At 30.9% G+C, this 23,962-nt stretch carries 25 protein-coding genes and 1 riboswitch; of the genes, 2 read left to right on the top strand and 23 right to left on the bottom strand.

Annotation, left to right across the window (positions count from 1 at the left end; all coding sequences use genetic code 11):
* The 12 genes from grdC to BET03_RS12070 all read right to left on the bottom strand — a co-directional run bounded on the left by grdC (position 1) and on the right by BET03_RS12070 (position 12,395).
* On the bottom strand, positions 1–1,539 hold the full coding sequence (gene grdC / locus BET03_RS12125; RefSeq protein WP_120170566.1) for a glycine/sarcosine/betaine reductase complex component C subunit beta: 1,539 nt from the start codon (positions 1,537–1,539) through the stop codon (positions 1–3).
* Between the two features lie 87 nt (positions 1,540–1,626).
* Positions 1,627–2,937: a glycine reductase complex selenoprotein B gene (gene grdB, locus BET03_RS12120; protein ID WP_120170565.1), complete on the bottom strand. Its 1,311-nt coding sequence runs from the start codon at positions 2,935–2,937 to the stop codon at positions 1,627–1,629.
* Between the two features lie 33 nt (positions 2,938–2,970).
* Complete coding sequence (gene grdA, locus BET03_RS12115) at positions 2,971–3,447, bottom strand: glycine/sarcosine/betaine reductase complex selenoprotein A (RefSeq protein ID WP_120170564.1); 477 nt, start codon at positions 3,445–3,447, stop codon at positions 2,971–2,973.
* A 28-nt stretch (positions 3,448–3,475) separates the two neighbouring features.
* A complete protein-coding gene (locus tag BET03_RS12110; RefSeq protein WP_120170563.1) occupies positions 3,476–4,762 on the bottom strand; it encodes a glycine/sarcosine/betaine reductase component B subunit in 1,287 nt (428 codons plus the stop codon).
* A 116-nt stretch (positions 4,763–4,878) separates the two neighbouring features.
* Positions 4,879–5,196 carry a thioredoxin TrxA gene (gene trxA / locus BET03_RS12105; RefSeq protein ID WP_120170562.1) on the bottom strand — a complete coding sequence of 106 codons (318 nt, stop codon included), beginning with the start codon at positions 5,194–5,196 and terminating at the stop codon, positions 4,879–4,881.
* Positions 5,197–5,209: 13 nt separating this feature from the next.
* Complete coding sequence (gene trxB, locus BET03_RS12100; RefSeq protein ID WP_120170561.1) at positions 5,210–6,160, bottom strand: thioredoxin-disulfide reductase; 951 nt, start codon at positions 6,158–6,160, stop codon at positions 5,210–5,212.
* A 105-nt stretch (positions 6,161–6,265) separates the two neighbouring features.
* Entirely contained in the window at positions 6,266–6,640 is a 375-nt protein-coding gene (locus tag BET03_RS12095) for a GrdX family protein (RefSeq protein ID WP_120170560.1), read from the bottom strand.
* Between the two features lie 148 nt (positions 6,641–6,788).
* Positions 6,789–6,897, bottom strand: a riboswitch (glycine riboswitch).
* Positions 6,898–7,007: 110 nt separating this feature from the next.
* Positions 7,008–8,120 carry a DUF362 domain-containing protein gene (locus tag BET03_RS12090; protein ID WP_120170559.1) on the bottom strand — a complete coding sequence of 371 codons (1,113 nt, stop codon included), beginning with the start codon at positions 8,118–8,120 and terminating at the stop codon, positions 7,008–7,010.
* A gap of 57 nt (positions 8,121–8,177) precedes the next feature.
* Entirely contained in the window at positions 8,178–9,032 is an 855-nt protein-coding gene (locus tag BET03_RS12085; RefSeq protein ID WP_120170558.1) for a DegV family protein, read from the bottom strand.
* A 100-nt stretch (positions 9,033–9,132) separates the two neighbouring features.
* On the bottom strand, positions 9,133–10,737 hold the full coding sequence (locus BET03_RS12080) for a Na/Pi cotransporter family protein (protein WP_120170557.1): 1,605 nt from the start codon (positions 10,735–10,737) through the stop codon (positions 9,133–9,135).
* 134 nt (positions 10,738–10,871) lie between these two features.
* Positions 10,872–11,342 (bottom strand): tRNA (uridine(34)/cytosine(34)/5-carboxymethylaminomethyluridine(34)-2'-O)-methyltransferase TrmL, encoded by a 471-nt coding sequence (gene trmL / locus BET03_RS12075; protein ID WP_120170556.1) that lies wholly within the window; start codon positions 11,340–11,342, stop codon positions 10,872–10,874.
* Positions 11,343–11,465: 123 nt separating this feature from the next.
* The gene (locus BET03_RS12070; protein WP_120170555.1) at positions 11,466–12,395 is read right to left on the bottom strand and encodes a DUF362 domain-containing protein; all 930 of its coding nucleotides are present in this window, start codon (positions 12,393–12,395) and stop codon (positions 11,466–11,468) included.
* Positions 12,396–12,580: 185 nt separating this feature from the next.
* On the opposite strand from BET03_RS12070, the gene BET03_RS12065 reads away from it, so the two are divergent.
* On the top strand, positions 12,581–13,090 hold the full coding sequence (locus tag BET03_RS12065; protein ID WP_279230402.1) for a superoxide dismutase family protein: 510 nt from the start codon (positions 12,581–12,583) through the stop codon (positions 13,088–13,090).
* Positions 13,091–13,175: 85 nt separating this feature from the next.
* On the opposite strand, the gene BET03_RS12060 is transcribed toward BET03_RS12065, so the two are convergent.
* From BET03_RS12060 to BET03_RS12030, 7 genes are all read right to left on the bottom strand, one after another.
* Positions 13,176–13,997 carry a Cof-type HAD-IIB family hydrolase gene (locus BET03_RS12060; protein ID WP_120170554.1) on the bottom strand — a complete coding sequence of 274 codons (822 nt, stop codon included), beginning with the start codon at positions 13,995–13,997 and terminating at the stop codon, positions 13,176–13,178.
* Positions 13,998–14,010: 13 nt separating this feature from the next.
* Entirely contained in the window at positions 14,011–15,276 is a 1,266-nt protein-coding gene (locus BET03_RS12055) for an ABC transporter ATP-binding protein (protein WP_120170553.1), read from the bottom strand.
* Positions 15,277–15,292: 16 nt separating this feature from the next.
* Positions 15,293–16,351 (bottom strand): FecCD family ABC transporter permease, encoded by a 1,059-nt coding sequence (locus BET03_RS12050; protein WP_120170552.1) that lies wholly within the window; start codon positions 16,349–16,351, stop codon positions 15,293–15,295.
* 19 nt (positions 16,352–16,370) lie between these two features.
* Positions 16,371–17,330, bottom strand: coding sequence for an ABC transporter substrate-binding protein (locus BET03_RS12045; protein WP_120170551.1), 960 nt, complete (start codon positions 17,328–17,330; stop codon positions 16,371–16,373).
* 16 nt (positions 17,331–17,346) lie between these two features.
* Complete coding sequence (locus BET03_RS12040; protein ID WP_120170550.1) at positions 17,347–17,889, bottom strand: cob(I)yrinic acid a,c-diamide adenosyltransferase; 543 nt, start codon at positions 17,887–17,889, stop codon at positions 17,347–17,349.
* A gap of 138 nt (positions 17,890–18,027) precedes the next feature.
* Positions 18,028–19,329 carry an esterase/lipase family protein gene (locus BET03_RS12035; RefSeq protein ID WP_183108855.1) on the bottom strand — a complete coding sequence of 434 codons (1,302 nt, stop codon included), beginning with the start codon at positions 19,327–19,329 and terminating at the stop codon, positions 18,028–18,030.
* 120 nt (positions 19,330–19,449) lie between these two features.
* Positions 19,450–20,787 carry a nucleobase:cation symporter-2 family protein gene (locus BET03_RS12030; protein ID WP_120170548.1) on the bottom strand — a complete coding sequence of 446 codons (1,338 nt, stop codon included), beginning with the start codon at positions 20,785–20,787 and terminating at the stop codon, positions 19,450–19,452.
* 407 nt (positions 20,788–21,194) lie between these two features.
* Here BET03_RS12030 and BET03_RS13725 point away from each other — a divergent pair, with 407 nt between their 5' ends.
* Positions 21,195–21,332, top strand: a complete 138-nt coding sequence (locus BET03_RS13725; protein ID WP_183108854.1) for a hypothetical protein — start codon at positions 21,195–21,197, stop codon at positions 21,330–21,332.
* A gap of 79 nt (positions 21,333–21,411) precedes the next feature.
* Here BET03_RS13725 and BET03_RS12025 read toward each other — a convergent pair whose 3' ends face one another.
* From BET03_RS12025 to BET03_RS12010, 4 genes are all read right to left on the bottom strand, one after another.
* A complete protein-coding gene (locus tag BET03_RS12025) occupies positions 21,412–22,029 on the bottom strand; it encodes a cyclase family protein (protein WP_120170547.1) in 618 nt (205 codons plus the stop codon).
* Positions 22,022–22,201 (bottom strand): hypothetical protein, encoded by a 180-nt coding sequence (locus BET03_RS14085; protein ID WP_243096936.1) that lies wholly within the window; start codon positions 22,199–22,201, stop codon positions 22,022–22,024. Before BET03_RS14085 ends, BET03_RS12025 begins: the two co-directional genes overlap by 8 nt.
* A 544-nt stretch (positions 22,202–22,745) precedes the next feature.
* A complete protein-coding gene (locus tag BET03_RS12015) occupies positions 22,746–23,264 on the bottom strand; it encodes a methylated-DNA--[protein]-cysteine S-methyltransferase (protein WP_120170545.1) in 519 nt (172 codons plus the stop codon).
* Positions 23,265–23,939 (bottom strand): DUF2225 domain-containing protein, encoded by a 675-nt coding sequence (locus BET03_RS12010; protein WP_120170544.1) that lies wholly within the window; start codon positions 23,937–23,939, stop codon positions 23,265–23,267.
* Between the last annotated feature and the right edge of the window lie 23 nt (positions 23,940–23,962).

The raw sequence follows: 23,962 nt of genomic DNA, 5'->3' as shown, positions 1-23,962 counted from the left end.
CTAATCCTTCAGTAAGTGTGACGCAAATTCTCTTAATGCTTCTCCAACCATTTTTTTAACTTCTTCTTCTGATAAACCTTTTTCTTCTCGAAGTTTACCAGTATTCCTTTCTATAACTATAGATACACCATCAAAAAGATTTGTCATACGTCCTAGGAATAAACTACCTTTTCCAACAATCATAGCTCTATCTATTTCATTATTTAGCATTGCCTCTCTTGCAAATCCTACATAAGGTACACCAGATGGAATATGTCCTTGAGTTGGCGCCCAACCTGGCATACCATGAGTTTTTACAAAATTCATTAATTCTTTTCTTTCAAGCTCTTTTCTTTTTACTCCTAAAGCACCTATCATCTTATAATTTGAAGTTGGTACATCTCCTGCCCCTGATGGTTTTGTTATATCTGGATTTTGCATTTCTACTGAATATTTATCTATATCAGTAATCTTTAAATCCCCTTTATCTAGTGGTGTAGTTACTAGAGAAGTAATAACAGCCTGTGGTGATGAACCTGTACCAACTGTATGTCTACCTACTAGGTCTGTTCTTAATATTGGATTTACTCCATCATTTTTACTTACCAAAATAGCAAATCCACCTAAAGTATCCTCTAATACAGGCATACCTTTTTTAACGTGATCTTTACCATTCATACCTAACTTTGCAGTTGCTCCACCTGCTACAATAACTACGTTTTCATATACTCCAGCTTTTACTAATGCAGCTGCTTCTATTAAAGCATGTGTAGGAGCTGCACAGAAGCCTCTTGTATCAGAACCAGTTGCATTGTTACATCCAGCAATTTCAGCTATTGATTTTGCAAAGTTTCCTCCACCTCTTTGATTCATATCTCCACATGCTTCTTCAGAGCACTCAATTACATACTCAATATCATCTGGATTTATATCCTGTTTTTCAAAAAGATTTAATAACGCTAAAACTCCTGATGCTTTAGTTACTAAGTTTTCAAACAAAACATGAGAGCTTAGATTAACATCAATTTCATGTGCTCTTTTTACACAACCAACTAAATTTCCGTTATGATAAATACCCTCTGCATGCTGCTCATTAATATATTTATCTATTTCTTGTTGGTCATCTCCATCCTTTAGCTTTGCTATTAATTCTTCACTAATTAGAGGATGCTTTTCTAATTTTTCTTTTACTTTTTTTGTAAACTCTTTATTTAACTTAACTAAATCGAAAACATCTACTATTTTCATTAAGCCTATAAACTCATCTTGTGGCATAATCTCTCCGAATTTTCCAAATCTATCTGCATTCTCCACTTTTTTATCATACCAAGGCATGTCATAATTTCTTAAATCTTCTGGTGTAATATTTCCTATGTAAGCTTGATTTGGTGGATAATGCACAGCTTCATCAAAACTACGAAGATGTTCTGGAAGCTTCTTTAGATACTCTGAATCAGGATTAACTAGTCTTTCTGAAGTTTGAGTAGTTCCGTTATGAATAACCATATCTGGCGCATGTACCAATACATATCCTGTACCTTTAATAATAGCTTGGGTCATATTTACACCTCCAAATTATTATGGGCTATTTGTTTATTAAAATGGGTGATGAATAATCATCACCCATTTTTAGACTTATTTTTACTTTTAGTCTTCAAATACTGTTTGACCATCAACTTCAGTCTGAAGAGCTTTTAAAGCTTTTTCAACTAATTTTCTTCTCACTTGTTTTTCAGCATCTTTGTCTAGATTTGGATTGCCTAATGGGTGTGGTATTGCCACTGCTGGAACTATCCTGTTAGCACCTACAGTTAATGAAATAGGTACTACAGTACATACGTGAACTACTGGAATTCCAGCCCTTTCTATTTCTTTTACCATCGTTGCACCGCAACGTGTACAAGTACCTCAGGTTGATGTTAATATAACTGCATCCACACCATCATTTTTTAATTCCTTTGCAAATTCAGCAGCAAACTTCTTTGCACTTGATACTGCTGTACCATTACCCACAGTTGCGTAATAGTATCTATGAAGTTCTCCAATTACACCTTCTTTTTCTAGATCCCTCAATACATCTACAGGTAAAACTCTATCAGGATCATCATTAGCATAAACTGGGTCATATCCTCCATGGGCAGTTTCATGGTCTTCACTAGTTAAATCATTAAAGTCTGCAATATCGTATTTACCATATCTTGAAGCACTTGAAGACTCTATATGATCTGGATTGCCCTTTGGAACAATACCACCTGAAGTTACTAAAGCGATTTTAGCATTTGCTAAATCCTTAACTGCAGGATTTGGTTCTACTCTATCAAAGTCTGGCATTGGATATTCGGTAGTAAAGTCTTCATCTTTTAACTTCTTAATTAGCATATCTACAGCTCTCTTAGATCCTCTCTCTTGAGCAAAATAGTTCTTCCTAATTCCCCTTGGCATATATCCTTCTTCTTCAGGAGTTCCGATTTCTTCTCCTTTAGCAAGTTTTAATGCTAGTTTTGTCATAGATTTAACAGCTTTTCTCATACCTGCCGCACTATTTTTTGTTTCAACAATATATACACTTTTCTTAAACATATCAGCGCCAGGGTTTTCAATGTACATTCCTGTTAAAACAGGGATTTGAAGTTCATCATTAACAGCTTTAGTTATAGTACCACAAGCAACTCCATATCTACCAGCATTAAAAGCTGGTCCTGCTATAAATATGTCTGGATTATATTTTTTAACCATTTCTAATATTTTCTTCTTAGCATCTTCTGTATTTTCATTGAAATAAGTATCTCCACATATTACAGTAGCAACTATTTCAGCTTCACCTTTAAATCTTTTGTTAAACTCCATTCCTGGACCAACAGCACCTTCTCTAACCTCTGGCTTGTGGTCTGCTTTTTCCTCTCCACCTATTCCGGCAAAAAACTGATTTATATAGTGAACAACTTTAATTTTACTCATTCTTTCCCCCCTCTCATCACGGGTATTATTTAATTAGTCATCAAATTTACAATATTCTTCTCTAATATCTTTCATTTCTTCAATAATTTCATCAACATCAAGAACCATTTCCATCATACCTATTTGTTCATCATATACTTCAGGATCTACTTCGTTTTTGAATTCTGGTTCTACAGCATGATATACTCTGAGTCCTAACTGGACTCCTGCTAATGGACCTGCAAAAGTTGGATCTCCAGCAGTTACTGTTTCAGCAGCTAATCCTGCAGCTTCTCCTTCCGCTGCACCTAATATTACTACTACATTTTCTGCTCCATGCTTTTCAGTTAAATCCTTAACTCTCTGCTGGTTTTCTAGGTCCATTGCTCCTGCTGCAGTTCAGACAAAGCATTCAGTTGATGAGAATACTACTTCAGCTTCTGTAGTTTTTAGGCACTCTTCAATAGCTGGCCCTGGGATTCCATCTCTATCGCCAATAATAATTACCTTTTTACCGTCAAATAATCCCATCATCACCCATCCTTTCTTTATTAGTTTATTAATATCCTTTTGCTGTTAATTTACTAAATCCTAATTCATTTGTAGCACCAGTTATAGCCTGTAGCTCAACCTCTATTGTGCCATCTTCATTTAAACTTCCATCAAATCCACCAGCAATTGTATTAGCTGGTTCTACGTGTCCTATTACTTTATCCATTGCTGGTAGTTTTATAATTTCATTAGCATTACCTGCAGTTACTACTGCATTTGCTAATGGGTCAGCATCTGCTAATGATTGTGAAGCTCCATCTCTACCAGCATATTCATCTGTAACAATTACAGTCTTAATACCTTTTTTCTCAATTTTAGTACAGTTCATTATTAAGTCAGTATCTGGATTTCCAAATCCTTCTTGAGAAATAATTACTCCATCTACTCCAAGGTATTCAGCTAATTTCGCTGACCAATTTGAAGATCTTTGTTTATCTGCTAGGTAAACATTTTCATTAGTTATAATAACCCCTACAAAATTTAATTCTTTACCGTGTTTTTCAAATAAATCTTCAACTATTGGGTTATTTAGATGATGATAAGTTGTGTTCTTATCACAAGCTGAAACACAGTTTCCACTTATAATAGCACCATCCATCAATTCTGTTGGATACATTATTGATGGTACAATCTGCTTAGCGTCTACACCATAAACATAAGTATCATGTAATAATCCTTGACTCTGAAGCATTAGAACATATGCTACTTTTGGTAAATTTGGATACTTGTTTACACTCTCTAATAGAGATAATGATTCATAAGTTTTTACCTCATCTGGCTCTACATTCTTAGCTGCTTCACCTAAATATTTAGCAGCCTTTAATCCTGCTAATCTAACAGCTGCCTCATGCTCATGTTGTTTTAGTCCATCTTTAGGCTCACATACTAAAACAACATTATTTAGCTTAGAAAATGGTGTGTAATCTGCTCCAGGGCCACTCATGTCAATAATACCCTCTTGGAACCCAACTATCTTACCTGTTGTAACTACTGCAGCACCCTTTAATACATTTGTTCTTCCAGTACCTACAGTATCCACCTTTGATAAAACACCTGGGAAAATTCCACCTGGCCCTTCAACCTTAACTCTAGGTTCAATTACGTCCTTTACTGGCATAATTCTTACACTTTCGCCAGGTTTAGCTAATTCTACATCTACACTTTTTAAGTTTTCATCTTCACTAATAAGTGTAATAAGTTCTTCTTTGTTGACGTATAAAACGCCATTCTCCACCTTTGTTTCACTTCCAAACTGAACATCCTTAATGTTAATCTTACCTAACTCAAGACGCATACAGTTCACCTCCTTAAACTTTCGGTTAATACTTTTAATGCTGGTATTCCAGCATATATCTTATTTTTACCAATATTGGCATAGCCAATATCGGTAAAAATAATAGGCAAGTTTAATTAAACATATTTTTTAATCATTTCTTCTATATTTTCTTTAGTAGCATCATCTTTAGTCAACTCTTCAAGTTTTTCTCCATCTTTATATATTGCTATTGTTGGTAATCCTAACACTTTTTGCTTAATAGCAAGTCTTCTAGCCTTTGAAGTATCTAATTTACAAAACTTCATCTTATCTCCATATTTTTTTTCTAATTCTTCAACATGTGGCATTAATGCCTTACAAGGTTCACAATTTCTTCCCCAGAAGTCAACCAAAATATATCCTTCGGCATTTAAAACCTCATCTTCAAAAGTTTTCTTATCAACTTCTAACATACCTATACCTCCTTTATTCTTCAAAATTATTTTCTATATATTTTTCTGCCTGAGTGGCAGCTATAGCCCCATCTGCACAAGCAGTAACAACTTGCCTTAATGATTTTTGTCTACAGTCTCCTGCCGAAAACACACCACTTATATTAGTCTTCATATCACTGTCTGTTATAATATAACCTCTCTCATCCATATCAATAATATCTTTAAATAACTCTGTCTGAGGTAAGTATCCTATAAAAATGAATATTCCAAATGTTCCGTCTTCTTCATCCGCTTCAATTAAAGTCTCTTCTCCCGTTTCCCTGTTTCTTAATACCATAGATTCAACTACACCGTCACCTTTAATTTCTTTAACTTCTGAATTCCATATAAAATCTATTTTATTGTTATTGAAAGCTTTTTCTTGGATTGATTTTGCTGCTCTTAATTTATCTCTTCTGTGAACTATAGTTACTTTTCGAGCAAATTTAGATAGATATAAAGCCTCTTCTACTGCAGAATCTCCTCCACCAATAACATATACTTCAAAATCAGTGAAAAAGTCAGCATCACAAGTAGCACAGTATGATACACCTTTTCCTGTTAATTCTTTTTCTCCTGGAACATTTAGCTTTCTTGGCTGTGCCCCTGTTGCTATTATTACTGCTTTAGCTTTGTATTCACTTTTTTCTCCTTTTAACACTTTTATCTTATCTTCTAGTTTTACCTCTTTAATTGCATCTGATTTCCTTTCTACTCCAAACTCTTCAGCCTGATCTACCATTCTTGCAATTAGTGATGGTCCTGTTGCATTTTCAATTGATCCAGGATAGTTTGCTACTTCCTCTGTTGTTACTATTTGTCCCCCAGTCTTCTCTTTTTCTAAAAGCAATGTTTTAAGCCTAGCCCTACCTGAATATATACCTGCAGCTAGCCCAGCAGGTCCTGCTCCTATTATGGCTACATCATAAATAGTATCTGCCATTTTTCTCACTCCTTTATTTATTGTTTATAAATTTTTATAATAACTAAAACCTAATTAAAATATTGCCACTTTTTCTCTAGTTTTATACCTAGAATAGAAATACCCTTATAATTCTTTGACAAGTTGTTCAATAAGTGAAATGTCGATAACTTGGAAATCTTTAAGGATTTTTTCATTCCAATTAGGAGTGTTTTTATCTTTTATGAACTTCTCAGCAGTTTGTATGCTGCTTTCAATTATCATTAATGACTCCATATCTAACTTATCATTATTATGACCTATAATAATCGACTTATACGGAGTTTCGTTTGGTTTTAAACTTCCCGATAGTGGATGTGTTAATAATTTATATCCTTTATGTACTTTATCTCTAACCTTTTTTAAAATATCTAAATATGTAATATCAAAATAATTAATTTCAATATATTCAGAAAGTTTTTCTTTAACTAGAGGATTGTTGGTTATTACAAATTTCTTCAATTATTCCACTCCTTGAATAGGAAAATGTTTTCTTAATAGAAAAGAGCAAAAAACACCCCTCACTTGGGTGCCCTTTGCTCTGTATTTAACCTGAGAGATTCTTCTTAAAAGAATTGCCCCTTCGGTGCCCTAAGGCTTTCCAGAGGACTGTCAAAATGCGGTCCTTTTGCCTGAGAGTTTCATTATAGAACGGCACTACATTCTATAACTTACCCCTTCGGCTCTAGCTCAAAGCTAGCATCTCCCGCATTTGTCATCCAGCAAATTTTTTTGTTTTTTTATTAACATCCTACTTTTATTATAATATACAAAATTATCTTGTACAACCTCTTTTTTCACTTAATTGGTTAATTAAGGCAAAAAATTTCTATTTAACTTCTATTAACTTATAATTTCTGCTACCTAAACCTAATTTTTCAGCATACTCTAATATGTTCTTACTATTAATGTTTGGATGTACCCCTTTAAACTTATCTTTTCCTGGTTCAAAATTAACTTTTAATTCACTATCCTTATTTCCAATTTGTTTATCAATTAAATCGGTACTTGCTTGGTCTATAGCAACTGGATCGAATGATGCAAGTATTCCAACATCACCTACAATCGGAGCATCACTCCATGGTACACAGTCACATAAAGGTGTTACATTCATAACAAAGTTAAAATACGCTACTTTACCTTTCTTGTTTTCAACTGCCCCATAGGCATATTCTGCCATTTTTTCTAAGAAAACATCAGGATCTGTCTTCCATTGAACCTGAATAGCCCTCTTTGGACATATTGATATACATTCACCACACCCAATACATTTTTCTTTATCTATTTTGGCCTTTTCATCCTGAATACTTATAGAATCGGCAGGACAATTATTAATACATATTTTACATGCTATACATTTTTTTCTTTTTACTTTCGGCTTAGAATCAGAATGTTGAATTTGTTTTCCCGGAGCACTAGCACAACCCATTGCTAGATTTTTTATAGCTCCTCCAAAACCTGCTAATTCATGACCTTTAACATGGCTTAGAACAATCATTGAATTAGCATAATATATATCAGAAGCAATTTTTACTTTATCAAAATGTTTTTTATTAATCTCTACTTCAATAGAATTTTTGCTATATATTCCATCTGCTATAATAATTGGAGCATTTACTACAGCATATGCAAATCCATTTTCTATAGCTGTTTGTATATGATCAACACTATTTGATCTACTACCAGTGTAAAGGGTATTTGTATCTGTTAAAAATGGCTTTGCACCGCTTTCTTTAGTCTTATCGACTATTTGTCTTACAAAAACAGGATGAATAAAAGCATTTGTCCCCTTTTCTCCAAAGTGTAGCTTAATAGCAGTAATGTCATTTTGTGCTAGTATATTTTTTACTTCTAGTTTATCATAAAGTCTTCTAAGTTTATTTTGTATATTATCCTTTTTACTTGTAGCTCTAAGATTAATAAAGAAAACTTCACTACTCACATTATCACTTCCTTTTCACATTTTTAGTATAGTAAACTTAGCAAAAAAGGTTTTATTTTAGTATATATCATTTTGAAAATGTATAGCAATAGCACCAGTTCCAGCATATACTCCAACCGTACAACCCACTTCTCCAAAAACTATTTCTTTTACATCAAAATTTTCTTTAACTTTTTCCATCAAATCTTTAGCCATATCTTCTGCCATTGCATGGTTTATACCTATTGTTTTATTTGAAAAATCAATACTCTTTTTCTTAAGTGTTTTTATTATCCATTTAATAATTTTTTTCCTGCCTCTTATCTTATCCATTACTATTATATTACCGTTATCCATTGTTAGTACAGGTTTTATCTTAAGCTTTTCTCCAATAAAGGCTTTAGTTGATGATATTCTACCTCCTTTTTTTAAGTTTTCTAAAGTATCAACAACTATAATATATTCTAATCTATCAATCATCTGATTTATTCTATTTATAATATCTTCTTTATTTTTTCCATTACTAGCCATTCTAGCAGCCTCTATTACCAATAAACCCTGTCCAAGTGTAATTCCTTTAGAATCTATTACTGTAACTTTTTCACTTATTCCTTCAATTTGAGAAGCCGTAACTGCAGATTGATACGTTCCACTTAGTTTTGAAGACATCGTAATAACAATAAGATGGTCATAGCTGTCTATAAATTTTTTATATGTATCTATAAACTCTACAGGTGTTATCTGGGAAGTTGTTGGTAAATCCTCACTTTCTTCTACCATCTTATAAAATTCTTCTATTGAAATATCAACCTTATCTTTATAACTTTTAGATCCAAAATTTATTGTAAGTGGTACAACTTCTATATCATACTTTTTTATATATTCACTAGGTATATCTGATACACTATCTGTTATTATTTTTATTCTTTCCAATCTTTTTCCCCCTCACTTAAAACATACTATTCTTCTACCTACATTATATAATTAATATGATAGTCCCTCAAGAAAATTAAAATAGAGCCTAAAATAGGCTCTATTTAAGTGCATCAAGTATTGATAAAGCAATATTAGAAGAATGATCAGCTACCCTTTCTAGATTACTAATTAAATCTAAAAATACAATACCTGAACTTGGTTTACAAAGCTGTATGTTAAGTCTTTCAATATGATTTGCCCTATATTGTTTTTCAAATAAATCTATTTCTTCTTCTGCTTTTACTACCTCTTCTGCAATTTCTTTACTAGCTGTTTTAAAAGCATCTAAAGTTTTTCTATATGAATTTTCAACCTTTTCAAACATATTTCCTAGCTCATTTAATGCCTCATCTGAAAAATCAAGTTTATTATCTATAGCATATAATGAAAGTTCTGCAATATTGTCTGCATGATCTCCTACTCTTTCTAAATCATTTATTGTATTTAATAGAGTTGTTACTTTTGTTTGATTTTCTTCTGTCAATGAAGTTTGAGTAAGTTGAGCTAAATATTTTGTAATTTCCTTTTCCATTAAATTAATTTTCTTTTCTTCTTCAAACACCTTATATGCTAATTCAGAATCCTTATCAAAGAAAGATTTTTTAGCATTTTCAAAATTATTTAATACTATTTTTCCCATTCTTAATACTTCTTTTGAAGCTTGTCCTACAGCTATTGATGGTGTTTCTTGAATGATTCTAGGGTCAAGATATTTTAATCCCTGAGGTTCTTGCTCTTTTCCTCGTACTAATTTCTTAGCAGCCGTAACTATAAATCCAGCAAATGGGAATTGAATTATCACATTAGTAATATTAAAAAATGTATGAGCATTAGCTATTTGTCTACCTACATCATTAGGTGATAACCTAGTTACAAGTATTTGTATAGGATAACTTAGCACTAACATAAATATTATAGTACCAATAATATTAAATAGTAAGTGCATTACTGCAGCTCTTTTAGCAGTAGTACTAGCTCCTATACTTGAAAGAAGGGCTGTTACACATGTTCCAATATTATCACCGAATAAAATAGGTAATGCCATATCTATTGTTATAAGACCTTGACTTGCTAATGCAATCAATAATCCAATAGAAGCACTACTACTTTGCACTATTGTTGTTAATCCAAAACCAACTATTATACCTAGATAAGGATTTTTTAAACTTATAAGTATGTCTTTAAAGGTTTGAGATTTACTTAAAGGTTTTAAGTAACTTTTCATAAAGTCCATTCCAATAAATAGTATACCGAAACCAATAAGTATCTCTGCTATTTCCTTATGTTTCTTATTTGAACTAAATAACCACATTGCAACACCTATTGCAATAGCAAGTGGGGCAATATCAGTAAGTTTAAAGGCAACTAGTTGTGCAGTTACAGTGGTACCTATATTGGCACCCATTATTATTCCTATAGCTTGATTAAGTGACATTAGACCTGCATTTACAAAACCTACTGTCATAACCGTTGTAGCACTACTACTTTGAATTATCATAGTTACTACAGTTCCAACTAAAAGCCCCATAAATCTGTTTTTAGTTAAAATTTCAATTAATTTTTTTAACCTTTCACCTGCTGTTTTCTGTAGGCCTGTCCCCATCACATTTATACCATATAGAAACAAGCCTAAACCACCAAGTACACCAAATGCTATCTCCATACCCAATCCTCCTATCTAAAAATATAATGCATACGTATATATAATATAATAAAATTTGTCGACTTTTGTTAAATTTATGTTAAATATATTAGTGTTTTGTTAACTATGTAAATTTCCTGTTAATTATATCCTTATTATATTAAATTAGGAAAATCTATTTGTCTTAAAGCCTCATATAGAATAATTGATACTGAATTTGCTAAATTTAACGATCTTGCCCTATTGTCCTTTAACATAGGCACCCTTATACACCTTTCTTTATTGGCATCTAAAAGGTCTTTTGGAAGCCCTGCTGTCTCTTTCCCAAATACTAAGAAACAATCATCAAAATATTTTACATCAGTATGTCTTTTATTTGCCTTTGTTGTAGCATAAAAGAATTTATCCCTTCCATATTTATCAACTAATTCATCAAAACTATCGTAATAGTAAATATCAAGTAAATGCCAATAATCTAAGCCTGCCCTTTTTAAATGTTTATTATCCACAGAAAATCCAAGGGGCTTAACTAGATGTAGTTTTGTATCTGTAGCTGCACAAGTTCTAGCTATATTTCCAGTATTTTGTGGTATTTCAGGTTCTACTAAAACAATATTTAAAGCCATGATTAGACCCCCTTTATTGATTGTCTTTTATATTACTTTTACACAAAGGGTATGGAAAGAAAATATATTTTATTACATATTTCATTATAATATAATTTCCATAAAAATTATATCACAAAACATCTACTGATTACCATGAATTGGTTTTATTCTTTTATTGTCTAATACAGTCTCTTTATTATATGCAGCCTTTGTAAACAATCTTTCTGCTTCTTCTAGTAGAATTCCTTTAATATTAACCTTTTCAAGGTCAGCTTCTCCTAATCCCTTTTTATACAATTCATATAAATAATGGACTGCTTGAGGTAAAAAGCCTAAAAGTCTAGCTCCTACAACGTCACATGCTACAGGATCAGTACCAGAGATAATAAGACCTGGGGTATCTACCGGTTTACCATCTGATGGCCCTGTTCCAATCATTGCCTTATCTGCGCTAATTATAGTTAAATCTATAGGCATTTTTTCAATCATTGCTACTATAAAATGGTGTAAATCTTCATGTATTCCTAAAGCTTTTTTGGGAAATCCATGTATTTCTGCCGGTGGCCATCCTAACGCAATATTTTTTATTCCGGCACTTATAGTTGCTTCCTCATGCATCTTAAGTTGGGTAAATGATATTAACACATCCATTTCTTCATATAGTTTATTTAATTTTGTAGATGGAGGATAATCATGATTTAAGTTAATTTCTACATAAGGACCATAATTTAAATCTACAAAATCTACACCATTTTCTTCTATTACCTTATCATAACCTACATGCTTCATCACCTTATCTGTTGGATCTCCCCCCGAACCAGTTGCAATTACAATAGATCTCGGTTTAAACTTTTTTATAATTTTAATAAGTTTATCCAAAGTTGCTGGTCCTACAACTGTACCAGAAGAGGGCTCCTTTGCTTTTACCCAATTAGGAGTTATTACTACTTTATCACCTTTTCTAATTATCCTTTCCATAGGTAAATTATTAAGGTTTTCTTCAAGTGAATTAGCCTCATTAGAATTTTTAGTAATTGATACAATAGGTTCCTTAATCCTTCTCTGTCTCATAGTTATTCCTCCAGACTTTTTTATTTTAATTATTTATCTAATTCCTTTTATTTTCCAAAAATAATTAAATTTATTTATAAAACTAGTATTTTAAACGAAAAACATAATTATTCAACTTCATGGTATTTTGAAGATTTATTAATTAACATAAATAAAATTACTAACATAAGTTAATATGAAGGGAGGTGATTCATATTAGAACAAAGATACCTTGTTCATTTGCAGTAGCCTATATTAGGGGAGGTCCCTTAGCCCCACAATTAAGAGGAGTAGTCTATTTTAGAGATGTTCCCGGAGGAGCAATGGTTTATGTGAATGTAGCTGGTCTTCCACCCTATCAACCTGCTAGTGATGATGAAGATCCTATAGGACCACACGGGTTTCATATACACGAATTTGGAAACTGTAATGTAGGAGACCCAGAGGAGCCTTTCAAAGATGCTGGAGAACACTTTAACCCAACAAATCAGCCCCACGGTAATCACGTTGGTGATTTCCCTGTACTCTTCTCAAACAATGGGAGAGCAATTATGAGTTTCTTTACAAATGCATTTAAAGTTTCTGACATAGTAGGTAAGTCAATAATAATCCATAAAAATCCAGATGACTATAGAACACAACCTGCTGGAGATGCTGGAAAAAGACTGGCATGTGGAATAATTAGATGTATACCCCCAAATATACCTTGTTACTAATCTCTTATTTTAATTAAAAGTAAAAACGCTGATGGATTATAAATCCACCAGCGTTTTTATTAAATAATTTCAACTTATTATGTACTTAAAACACTAATTCTTTTAAAGCCTTAGCTACTCCATCATTATCATTTGTATCTGTTATGTATTTTGCTTTTTTCTTAATCTCATCTTCTGCATTTCCCATTGCAATACCTGTACCTGCAAACTCTATCATAGAAAGGTCATTTTGATGATCTCCTATAGCTATAACTTCTTCCCTTTTTATGTTAAATATTTTACACAATTCTTTTAGTGCTGACCCCTTTGATACTCCTTTATTCATTACCTCTACATTATTACTCCAAGAACTAACAATTTCAATATTATCATTTATACTTAGTTTCTGCCTAATATATTTTAATTTATCTTGATTCTCATCAATAACAACCAATTTGTATATATCAGGGTCTTTTTCTTCTATAAAATTTAAAGGATTCTCTAAAACTTCAATATTAATTTTATCACCTGGCTTCTGTTCTTTATTCCATTCATATAACTCCTTAGATGTGTAGTCTAATTCTTTTGTATAAAAAGTATCATTCCCGTAAAAATGATAGTACATTCCCTCTTCTTCAATATCTTTTATTACTTCCTTTAATTCATAATTTCTAATGGGATTTTCATATAAAACATTATTTCTATGGTATTCACATATGTAAGCACCATTATTAGATATGATAGGTGTTATTAATCCTAATAATTTTGCATAATACCTAGCAGATGTAAAAATCCTCCCTGTAGTTATAACTACTTGTATACCTTTTTCTGTTGCAACTTTTAATGCATTTTTATTTTTTGATGATACTTCCTTGTTACTATTAAGAAGTGTACCATCCATATCAACTGCAATTAGCTTATATGCCATCAAATCACCTTCTTTATACATGTTTTTTTAACATTAATAATAATTCATCAACAGAGTTAACTAGTTTAAGGCCTTTTTTCTTCATGTCATCCAAAATTTTCTTTGCTTTGCCATTAACATAATCGAATCTTTTATACTTTTGATAATTGTCTATAAGATATACAGGTTTCCCTTTCTCTAAAGCCTTATATGCAGCTTCAAGATTTTTAAAGTTACCTTTACCATATGGAACACTTGTTAATACTACTACATCACTTTTTTCCATAGTGGCAACATTTTTTTTATAGGCTTTGTCCGTTATACCTGTAAATGGCATTTCTTCAATTAATTCTGCTGATAATTTCTTGCCAAGTTGCCAGTCTGAATCTCCAATGTTTATAACTCCTACAGAAAATCTATAACCAAATAGGTCAAGTTTATTAAGTACTTCCCCACCAGTACCTCCACCACAGATTACATGAACTTTCTTGTTAATCTTTCTATAGTTGTTTTTTTCTTTAGATGTAAGAGGAATAATATAGGGACTATTTGTATAGGGATTATCGGTTATAATCATATCTAAATTATAAGTATTTTCTAGGTTATTATAGTTTATAACCTCTTTAGGATTACCAATACTTAATACTTCTCCTTTATTTAGTAATATAATCTTATTGCTAAACCGTGCAGCAAGGTTAATATCATGTATTACTACAACAATAGTCATTTCCTTTTCTTTATTAAGTTTTTGTAATAATGATAATATATCTATTTGATGATTAATATCTAAATGTGAAGTAGGTTCATCTAATAATAGTATCTTGGGCTGTTGAGCAAGGGCCCTAGATATTATTACTCTCTGTCTTTCACCACCACTTATATTATTAATTCCCTTATCTTTTAGATGAAGGGTATCTGTTAATTTTAAAGACTCTTTGGCTATTTGAAAATCTTTATCAGTTTCTCTTTCAAATCTTTTTAAATATGGATTTCTCCCCATTAAAACAATATCAAATACATTAAACTCATATGCAATATGGGTATCTTGGGGAACTAATGCTATTTTTTTTGCTAATTCTTTAACACTATAGTCTATAATATTCTTTCCATCTACTTCTATTATTCCCTTTTCAGGTTTTAATATATTTGCGATATTCTTTAGTAATGTAGATTTTCCAGAACCATTAGGCCCTATAATACTTACAAAGTCACCTTTCTTAATTGTAAAGTTAATATCCTTTAAAACATGATTGTCTCCATATCCAAAATATAGTGATTTAACCTTGATAGCTTCAGTCATTAAATTCACTCCTATATTAAACAGACCTTTTCTTTTTACGTAGAAGGTATATGAAAAAAGGGCCTCCAAATAACGAGGTAATTATTCCAACTGGTATTTCTGTAGGTGCTATTATAGTCCTTGCAATTGTATCTGCAAAAATCATAAATATACCACCAAATAATGCTGAAGCTGGAATAAGTATCCGATGATCAGGACCCACTATTAATCTTACAATATGTGGTACAATTAATCCTACAAATCCTATTATTCCGCTTACAGACACTGCCATTGCAGTAATTAAGGCACATATTATTAAAATTAAAATTTTTATTTTTTCTACATCAATACCCATATTTTGAGCAGATTCCTCTCCCGTCAACATAACATTCAAATCTCTTGCAAAAAAGTTTAAAACCACAATGGAAAAAAAAACGGGCAAAATAATAGGTAAAAGTTCATTCCATCCCTTTCCTGAAAAACTTCCTAAAGTCCAAAAGATAATCCTAGTAAGGTCATTGCTATGTAATACCATTAAAAATGACATTATAGCAGTAAAAAATTGACCTACTGCTATTCCTGAAAGTAATAATACTGTAATGGGAACTCGCTTTTTTACCCTTGATATTACATATACTATAAAGGTTGAAGCTATTGCACCTATAAATGCTCCTAAAGAAACACTCCTAATACCAAAAATAGTTGCATTCAGTCCTGTAATTATTATTAAAGAAGCTCCTAAAGCAGCTCCTGATGATATGCCAATAATATATGGATCTGCCATAGGATTTTTGAACATTCCTTGAAAAGCAGCCCCAACACAAGAAAGGGCTGCCCCTACTAAAACTCCTAACAATACTCTAGGTATTCTAAGCTTTAATATTATAAATTGATGTGAGTCAGGTATACTACTTTTATCAACATATTTATTTATAAAAGGAAGTTTTGATGATACTATTTTTATTGTCTCATTTAAAGTTATATCAGCACTTCCCATTGTTGCAAAAAAACTAATACTTAACAATAATAAAAGCACTAATAATATTAATACTACGTTCCATCTTTTTCTACTTATAAAGCTTTTATCCACTTTCATATTAACCCTACTTTTCTATTTATTTAAATAGTTCAGGATGAATAGTCTTGGCCATAATTTCTAATCCATCAACTATTCTAGGTCCTGGTCTTGAAATAATATTAGGCTCTAAGAGATATACTCTATCATTTTTAATAGCATCAATAATTTCATATCCTTCCCTTGTTTTAATTTGTTCTACAGTTTTACCTTCCTCCTTTGCTCCTAAATATACTTGAGGATTCCTTTCAATCAACTTTTCTAAACTAAATTGTGGATATTTTCCCTTTGCATCCTTAGCAATATTTTCTCCACCAGCTAATGTTATAAGCTCATCTATAAATGAACCAGGGCCTGCTGCCATAAGAGGATCATCCCATACTTCGTAAAAAACCTTAGGTTTTTTAGCATCTTTTACTTTTTCAATTATGTAATCTCTTTTACTAGTCATTTCAATAGTAGTTAATTCAGCAGCTCTTTGAGCACCAGTTATTTTTCCTATCTCTTTTATAAGATCAATTACCTCTTGTATTGATTCTGGTTCATAACTTAATAGTGCTATTCCAGCTTGTCTAATCTGATTATTTATCTCTTCTTTACCTTCTCCATATTGAATTACCAAGTCAGGTTCTAGCTCAATTATTTTTTCCACATTAATATTCATTAAATCACCAATTTTTTCTTTTTCCTTAGCTTCTTTTGGAAAATCACAATAGTTTGTAACACCAACAACCCTATCTCCTAATCCGAGTTTGAAAAGTATTTCTGTGTGACTTGGTGCCAGTGAAATTATCCTCATAGGTAATTTTTCAATCTTAACTTCATTTCCAAAATCATCTTTTACTGTCATTGGATAATTTACTTCAGCTTCAGTATCATTTGAATCACTTATCTTTTCATTTTGATTTTCTTTTTTTCTAATACATCCTGATAAAATTGAAAATGTTAATACAAAAACCATTAATAGAGTTATAGTTTTTAGGATTTTTTTGTTCTTCATAATACCCCTCCATTTCTTAGTATTCTATTCCTTTTCTTGCAGGAATTCCTTTAGAAAAAGGATGCTTTATCATCTTCATTTCAGTTACTAAATCAGCTATATCTAGTATTTGATTAGGTACGTTCCTTCCAGTTAAAATTATTTCAACATTTTCTGGTTTGTTTTTTAAAATATCAATAACTTTTTCAATAGAAACTAAATTATTATTAATTACAGCCATAATCTCATCTAGAATTAAAATATCATACTCATCCTTATTAATACTTTCTTCAATGTACTCAAAAGCATTATTTATTTTGTTCTTTAATTCATTCTTTTCTTCCTCATTCATATTCCAAAAAAATTTTCTTGTCCTATCAAATCTCAATATTTTAAAATTAGGCTCTAGTTTTTTTATACTTTCAACCTCTCCAGAATCACGTCCTTTTAAAAATTGTACCATAGTAACTCTATAACCATGGCCTGCTGCCCTTAAGCCTTGTCCAATGGCTGCTGTTGTTTTCCCTTTCCCATCCCCTGTATAGACTTGTACTATTCCCTTTATTTTCTTTTCCTCCATTTAAAAACCCCTTTCTCTTCAATTAGGTATAAAAATTTTTGCTACTAACTGATAATTAATAATTGTATATAAGTTTTCAAACTAATTAAATAATAACAAATACAGTATAGTTTGTTCAAGTTGGTAATTCAAAACATTTCATGTATTTAATGTAAATTTTTTGTCTTTACTAATATTTCTTATTTTTTTAATTCCTTTTCTCTTTCCACCACTACATACAACTATACTACCTTTTTTATTCTTTAGGGGAGTAAATGATATTCTTAATCCTTTTTTTCCCCTTTGCTTTACTAAAACCCACAGATTATTTTTTCCCACCCGTTTTGCAGTTACTTCCCCGTCTTCTAAATCTTCACTTATATATCTGCCTTTATTACTCTGCATAATCTCTATATTTGAAACATCTTTTGCTAATATACTATGTATATAATTAACCTCTTCTCTTTTATGTTTTTTATATTCAATTCTTCTATTAAATATATTTGTTAAAACAGATTTACTCTCTTTTAAGATGTCTACATGGTCTCCTTTTAGAAAATATCTTTTTCCATATATACCATATGCACTACTATTGGTAACTGTCCCATCTCCTAATAAAGTTGTCACGTTATAAAATGGTTTCCCATCAATCCATAAATTTTTATATCTATTATTCCTATCAACGCAAATAAACTTATTAGTTTTATATCCTTTACTAGATATTAGATACACTCTAACTCCCCTTAAATAAATTTGATATTTTCTTCTATTTAAAGTATTTAAAAACTCATTTTTTACTTCCATCCGTTGAATTGGAATAAAGTGTTTTGTTCGATTAGAGCTTTCATAAAAAATATAATCTCCATAATCATAACTTGGAAGTAATTGTTTTATGGAAGGAAAATAGTTATGAAGTAGTTTTAATTCATTTTTCTCTCCATACAATAATTTAAAAAAATATACAAATCCTTCCCATAAAATTTGATATAGAAAATTAAAAGTTTTTTCTTTTTCCGGATAATTACCTCCTTCCCAAAAATAGTATGCATCAACTGATCCTCTATTTGGTGTTCCAAACAAAATAAGCTTATCTACATCATAAGCATATAGATAGCTTTGTATATATGCCCTTGCCACTAATCCCCCTAGGCTATGGCAAACTAAATTTACTTTTTTAGCGCCTGTAATTTCTTTTACTTTAGTTATGGTAGGAATCAGATATTTTTGAGTACAATAGAAAATATCTTTTCTCCAATCATAAAATGCTATAAACAAATCTTTATCCTTTTTATATCCTAGCTCTTCTAGGTTGTCGATGATTGGTCTATATACATGTTCAGCTAACCCAAAGCTAAACTTTCCTGTTCCTGGTAAAATTTCATCTCCTAAAGAACCAAAAAGTCCTGGTATAAAAACTATTGGTTTTTTATCAGGGATACTAAATAATCTTTTTATAACCAAAAAAATCCCCCCTTTTTACTTAATATATATTCTAATGATGTGTAAAAAGACACAAAAAAAAGTGAGGCAAGGAAGTAAATTCCTTGCCTCAAAACTTTCAATCATAGTCTATATTTGTTTTTAAATTTTTTTAGGTAAAATTAGATTTAGTATCAATGCTGATATTGTACCTGTTGTTATTCCTGATTCTAAAATAGTTCTTATACCTTGTGGAAAATGCTCTAATATCCCAGGTCTTACTACTACAGCTAACCCCAATCCAATTGATATTGCAACTACAAGACTATTTCTTCTTGTAAAGTTTACTTGCTTTAATATTTTTATTCCTCCAACAGCAATCATTCCAAACATCATAATCCCTGCCCCCCCTAAAACTGGTTGAGGCATAATTGCTATTAGAGCACCTAATTTAGGGAAAATTCCTGAAAGCATTAGTATTATACCAGCTATTACAACAACAAATCTACTTGCTACACCTGTTATAGGTATAATACCTACATTCTGACTAAAAGAGGTATTTGGACCTGCATTAAATATACCAGCTAAAAAGCTTCCAACACCATCAGCTAATATACCACGTGATAATTCATCACTAGATAATTTATGATTACTAGCTTGACCTACTGCTATTAAGTCACCTACACTTTCAATAGTAGTAACTAAATAGGCAGGTATAAAGGCAAGTATTGCAGTTAGACTAAATTTAATTCCAAATTTAAACGGAGTCGGGAATGATAGCCACGATGCCTCCTTTACAGGGGTTGTATCTAATAACCCCATAGGTATAGATATGATATACCCGCATATAATACCTATTAGTATAGAACCTGCACTAATAAAACCTTTTCCCCATTGATTTAAAATCATAATAATTATCATTACAGTTAATGCTAAGAAAACGTTTCTTAGACTCCCATAATCTGGAGAACCAACTCCACCTGCTGCCCAATCTACTGATACAGGAAGGATAGTTAAACCTATAAGCGTGACCACTGTACCAGTTACTACAGGTGGAAAAATCTTCATAAGTGGTCTAATAAATCTACTTAATATTATTTCAACAAATGATGCTATCAATGTAGCGCCAAATATACCGGGTAATCCCATTGAACTTCCTACTGCTATAGAAGGACCAACAAAGGTAAAATCTGTACCCATTACACATGGCAACCTTGCTCCTACAGGACCTACACCATAGGCCTGAATAAAGGTTGCTACTCCAGCCATAAAAAGTGTTGAGTTTACTAAAAAAGCCATCTCTGCTACTGAAAGACCTAAAGCTCCCCCTACCACTAATGGTACTGCAACTATACCACTAAATGCTGCTACAATATTTTGTATTGCCAGTGGAATTGCAACTTTTACTGGTGGTCTGTCATCTATTTTGTACCTTAGTTCATCTTTCACAACTTTACATTCGTCCTTGGTTTTAACTGATTCTACTTTCCCACTTCCCATATTATCCCCCCAAATATATTATTTATATTTATTATATTAGCAAAATTCTCTTTTTAATTAGCATAACCTTTGTTGGTAATTTATAAATATTTATTAATTTAAAATAAAATTAAATTTATTATATATAGAATTTAATCCTATTAATTACAGTTAATTATTAATGATTTGTAAACCTTCCACAAATAAGGGGGAATATACTAACTAATCAGAACTATTTTATTGTTTAATATTAATAATTGTAAAATTTATACAATATTCCTAGTAACTTTCATAATTTTCTGAAAAAGTCAACCCTGAAATATTAATCTTAAATTAGCAAACTACCATCAAAGTATACTTTATTAGAATGTATAGGTTAATATTATATGAGTTATAATAAAAGTAAAATTCCTAGGAGGAATTAATTTATGGAATTTAAAAATAGACTAAATCAAGTACCATTAGCTGACCTTAATGATAAGGAATTGCAAGAAATAAAGAATTTAGAAGAAAAATTTAAAGATAAATATTTTCTAATAGCTTTTAAAAAGCAAGATTTTAAATAAATAATGAAAATAATCCTAACATTAGGTATGACATCTTAATTTAATAGGTGTCATGCCTTTATTAATGTAGCATATTATATTAGATTCTTGCTACAACTCTAGTCATAGATGCTTCTGCTTTTATTTTTAAAGGAAACGCTATAATTTCAAAGCTATCATAAGATAATAATTTTGATAAATTGGTCATATTTTCTATTATAAATATATCGTTATCAAAAAGTATTTTGTGTATCTTAAATGGATACTTGTCTGGTGATGGCAAATCCATTCCTAACATTTTTATCTTTTTTTCTACAAAAAATTCTGCTAGTTCCTCATCAACAATTGGGTGGTTTATAAAATATTCCCTTGTTCCATATTTCTCATCATGATTTGTAAATAACAAAACAATATCATTTTCATTTACAATATTAGAATATTTTTCCTTGTATTTAATTACACTCTCATTTCTAACATCAAGTAAACATCCATTCCCTATAAATCTGTCTAATGAAATTTCATTTACGAATGTCTTCCTATTAGTCAAATGCATGGGAGTATCAATATGAGTACCTGCATGCATTCCAATTTCCAATCTATAGTTATTATATTTATCCTCTTGTAAAAATTTATTTTGATAAAGCTTAACTACATCATCATATGGATGTACAGTCATATTGTTAACAATATCATGATTTAAATCAATAAGCTTAGTCATTATTTTTTCCACTCCTATTTATTAATTCATCTACTATTTCACATACAATATCTGCCACTTGTTCAGGAGATTTTTGTGTTGTATTAATAGAGTAATGAGATTCCAATTTTTTTATTTGATTATTACATTCAAGTGCACGTTTAATACTAACTAATTTTTGAGTATTCCTCATTTTTATTCTTTTTTTAAGTACACTTGATTCACACGTTAGGGTTATATGATAAACAGCATTTCCTTCCTTTATAAGCAATTTAGCTAATCTTTCAAGACGTTCCTGACTGGGAAAAACAAAAGAGACAATTAAAGTGTTTATATTATAATCTTTAAAATTTTTTGCACATGCAATAATATTATCTTGAATTAAGTTTAACCAATCTATTGAAAGGTTTAATGGAATTGTCCGCCCTACATCATCTCCATCTATTATTGCATAACCATTAGATAATTTGTCTTCAAGTAATTTTAGTAATGTTGTTTTTCCTACTCCAGGTGCTGAATTTATAATAACAGTATTGATAATTTCACCTCCCTAGTAAAATCATTTTTTATTTAATTATTAATTCCATTATATTCCTTTTGATGAATCAGCTCAAGTAACTCTCCTATCTGTGATAATATCTGTAATTTTTATTAATGTTTTTTACAGTTTTTAGTTTGTTTCAATCAGCTTTTTCCACTATAGTAAATAAGCGCAGACTAAAGTCTGCGCTTATTTACTATTTTGAAATTATTTTATCAGAAAACTTAACTCCTTCTAATCTAAGAAGTTTAGCTTTAAGATCAAGACCTCCTCCATAACCTATTAACCTTTTGTTAGTTCCAATAACCCTGTGACAAGGTACAATTATTGGGATTGGATTTTTATTATTTGCATTTCCTACTGCTCTGTAACCTTTTGTTTTATTTATAGCTTCAGCTATATATTTATAAGTTCTAACTTCACCATAGGGAATTTTTAAAAGTTCTCTCCAAACCCTTTTCTGAAAATCTGTACCATATAACTTTATTGGAATATCAATTTTTTTTATTTTCCCTTCTAAATATCTGTTAATCTTCCAATCAATCTCTTTATTGTCACCTCTATATTCCTTTAAGTCGTTAAAATATCTCTTAAGCCAGTCAAAAAAATCTTTCTCCTTTTCAGTGGGAAGTGAAAGCTTTACTATCCCTTCATTTGTAAATGCAGCTTTAAATTTTCCTAGTTTAGTATTAAAGCTATAATAAAATACCTTCATCTAAGCACCTGCCCTTTTCTGCTCCTTTGCTACATACCATTGTTCTCTAGCTAATTTTTCAATCCTTGGCTTTTGCTTTACTAAAGGATTAGAAACAACTGTCCCAAACCAAGATATTGCTTTATCAATTTCACCAATACGTCTATATAATTCACCTATAAGATAACCTAAAGTAATTTCATCAAAGCCTTCTTTAGAAAATCTTTCATTATAATAACCTTCTTCAAACATACTTAAACTATAATTTAAAAATCTTTCCTCTTCATCATCACCTTTAATTCTGTAAAGCCAAGATATTCTTAAACATATATTTCCTAATTGTACCCTTTTTAAATCTATTAGTTGCCCACAATATAAAGCCAGTTTATAGTATTCAATTGCATCATCTATGCTTCTTTTTAATGGTAACTCTCTTTTATTCCATTTTGATGAAACTTTTTCCCTAATTATATTTTTATCTTTTTCCTTTATCTTGTTGAAAATATTTTCCATAGCTGCATAGCCACACTCTGGACAGACAAAAACACTATATTTTATTGGATTTTCCCCTTTATAATATGCAAGTAGATCAGAATCCCTTTTTTCTATTCTCATTTTAGATCTTCTTACTTTACTTGTCTTAAATTTATTGCTGCATATTGGACATACAACCTCTTTTGCATATAATTCATCCAATAGAATTCCCTCCTAACATACTA

Source organism: Thermohalobacter berrensis (genome assembly GCF_003609645.1).
GTDB classification, from domain to species: domain Bacteria; phylum Bacillota; class Clostridia; order Tissierellales; family Thermohalobacteraceae; genus Thermohalobacter; species Thermohalobacter berrensis.
Note: the sequence above shows the minus strand (reverse complement) of the source record. Positions and strands in the feature narration are given on the sequence as shown.

Coding starts and splice junctions, on each gene's coding strand:
- BET03_RS12080 (WP_120170557.1), bottom strand. CDS start 10,737: ATGGAGATAGCATTTGGTGTACTTGGTGGTTTAGGCTTGTTTCTATAT.
- BET03_RS12025 (WP_120170547.1), bottom strand. CDS start 22,029: ATGACTAAGCTTATTGATTTAAATCATGATATTGTTAACAATATGACT.
- BET03_RS12030 (WP_120170548.1), bottom strand. CDS start 20,787: ATGGGAAGTGGGAAAGTAGAATCAGTTAAAACCAAGGACGAATGTAAA.
- BET03_RS12110 (WP_120170563.1), bottom strand. CDS start 4,762: ATGCGTCTTGAGTTAGGTAAGATTAACATTAAGGATGTTCAGTTTGGA.
- BET03_RS12045 (WP_120170551.1), bottom strand. CDS start 17,330: ATGAAGAACAAAAAAATCCTAAAAACTATAACTCTATTAATGGTTTTT.
- BET03_RS14085 (WP_243096936.1), bottom strand. CDS start 22,201: ATGAGGAATACTCAAAAATTAGTTAGTATTAAACGTGCACTTGAATGT.
- BET03_RS12060 (WP_120170554.1), bottom strand. CDS start 13,997: ATGGCATATAAGCTAATTGCAGTTGATATGGATGGTACACTTCTTAAT.
- trxA (WP_120170562.1), bottom strand. CDS start 5,196: ATGTTAGAAGTTGATAAGAAAACTTTTGAAGATGAGGTTTTAAATGCC.
- trmL (WP_120170556.1), bottom strand. CDS start 11,342: ATGGCTTTAAATATTGTTTTAGTAGAACCTGAAATACCACAAAATACT.
- BET03_RS12070 (WP_120170555.1), bottom strand. CDS start 12,395: ATGAGACAGAGAAGGATTAAGGAACCTATTGTATCAATTACTAAAAAT.
- BET03_RS12015 (WP_120170545.1), bottom strand. CDS start 23,264: ATGAAGGTATTTTATTATAGCTTTAATACTAAACTAGGAAAATTTAAA.
- BET03_RS12055 (WP_120170553.1), bottom strand. CDS start 15,276: ATGACTGAAGCTATCAAGGTTAAATCACTATATTTTGGATATGGAGAC.
- BET03_RS12040 (WP_120170550.1), bottom strand. CDS start 17,889: ATGGAGGAAAAGAAAATAAAGGGAATAGTACAAGTCTATACAGGGGAT.
- BET03_RS13725 (WP_183108854.1), top strand. CDS start 21,195: ATGGAATTTAAAAATAGACTAAATCAAGTACCATTAGCTGACCTTAAT.
- grdC (WP_120170566.1), bottom strand. CDS start 1,539: ATGACCCAAGCTATTATTAAAGGTACAGGATATGTATTGGTACATGCG.
- trxB (WP_120170561.1), bottom strand. CDS start 6,160: ATGGCAGATACTATTTATGATGTAGCCATAATAGGAGCAGGACCTGCT.
- BET03_RS12050 (WP_120170552.1), bottom strand. CDS start 16,351: ATGAAAGTGGATAAAAGCTTTATAAGTAGAAAAAGATGGAACGTAGTA.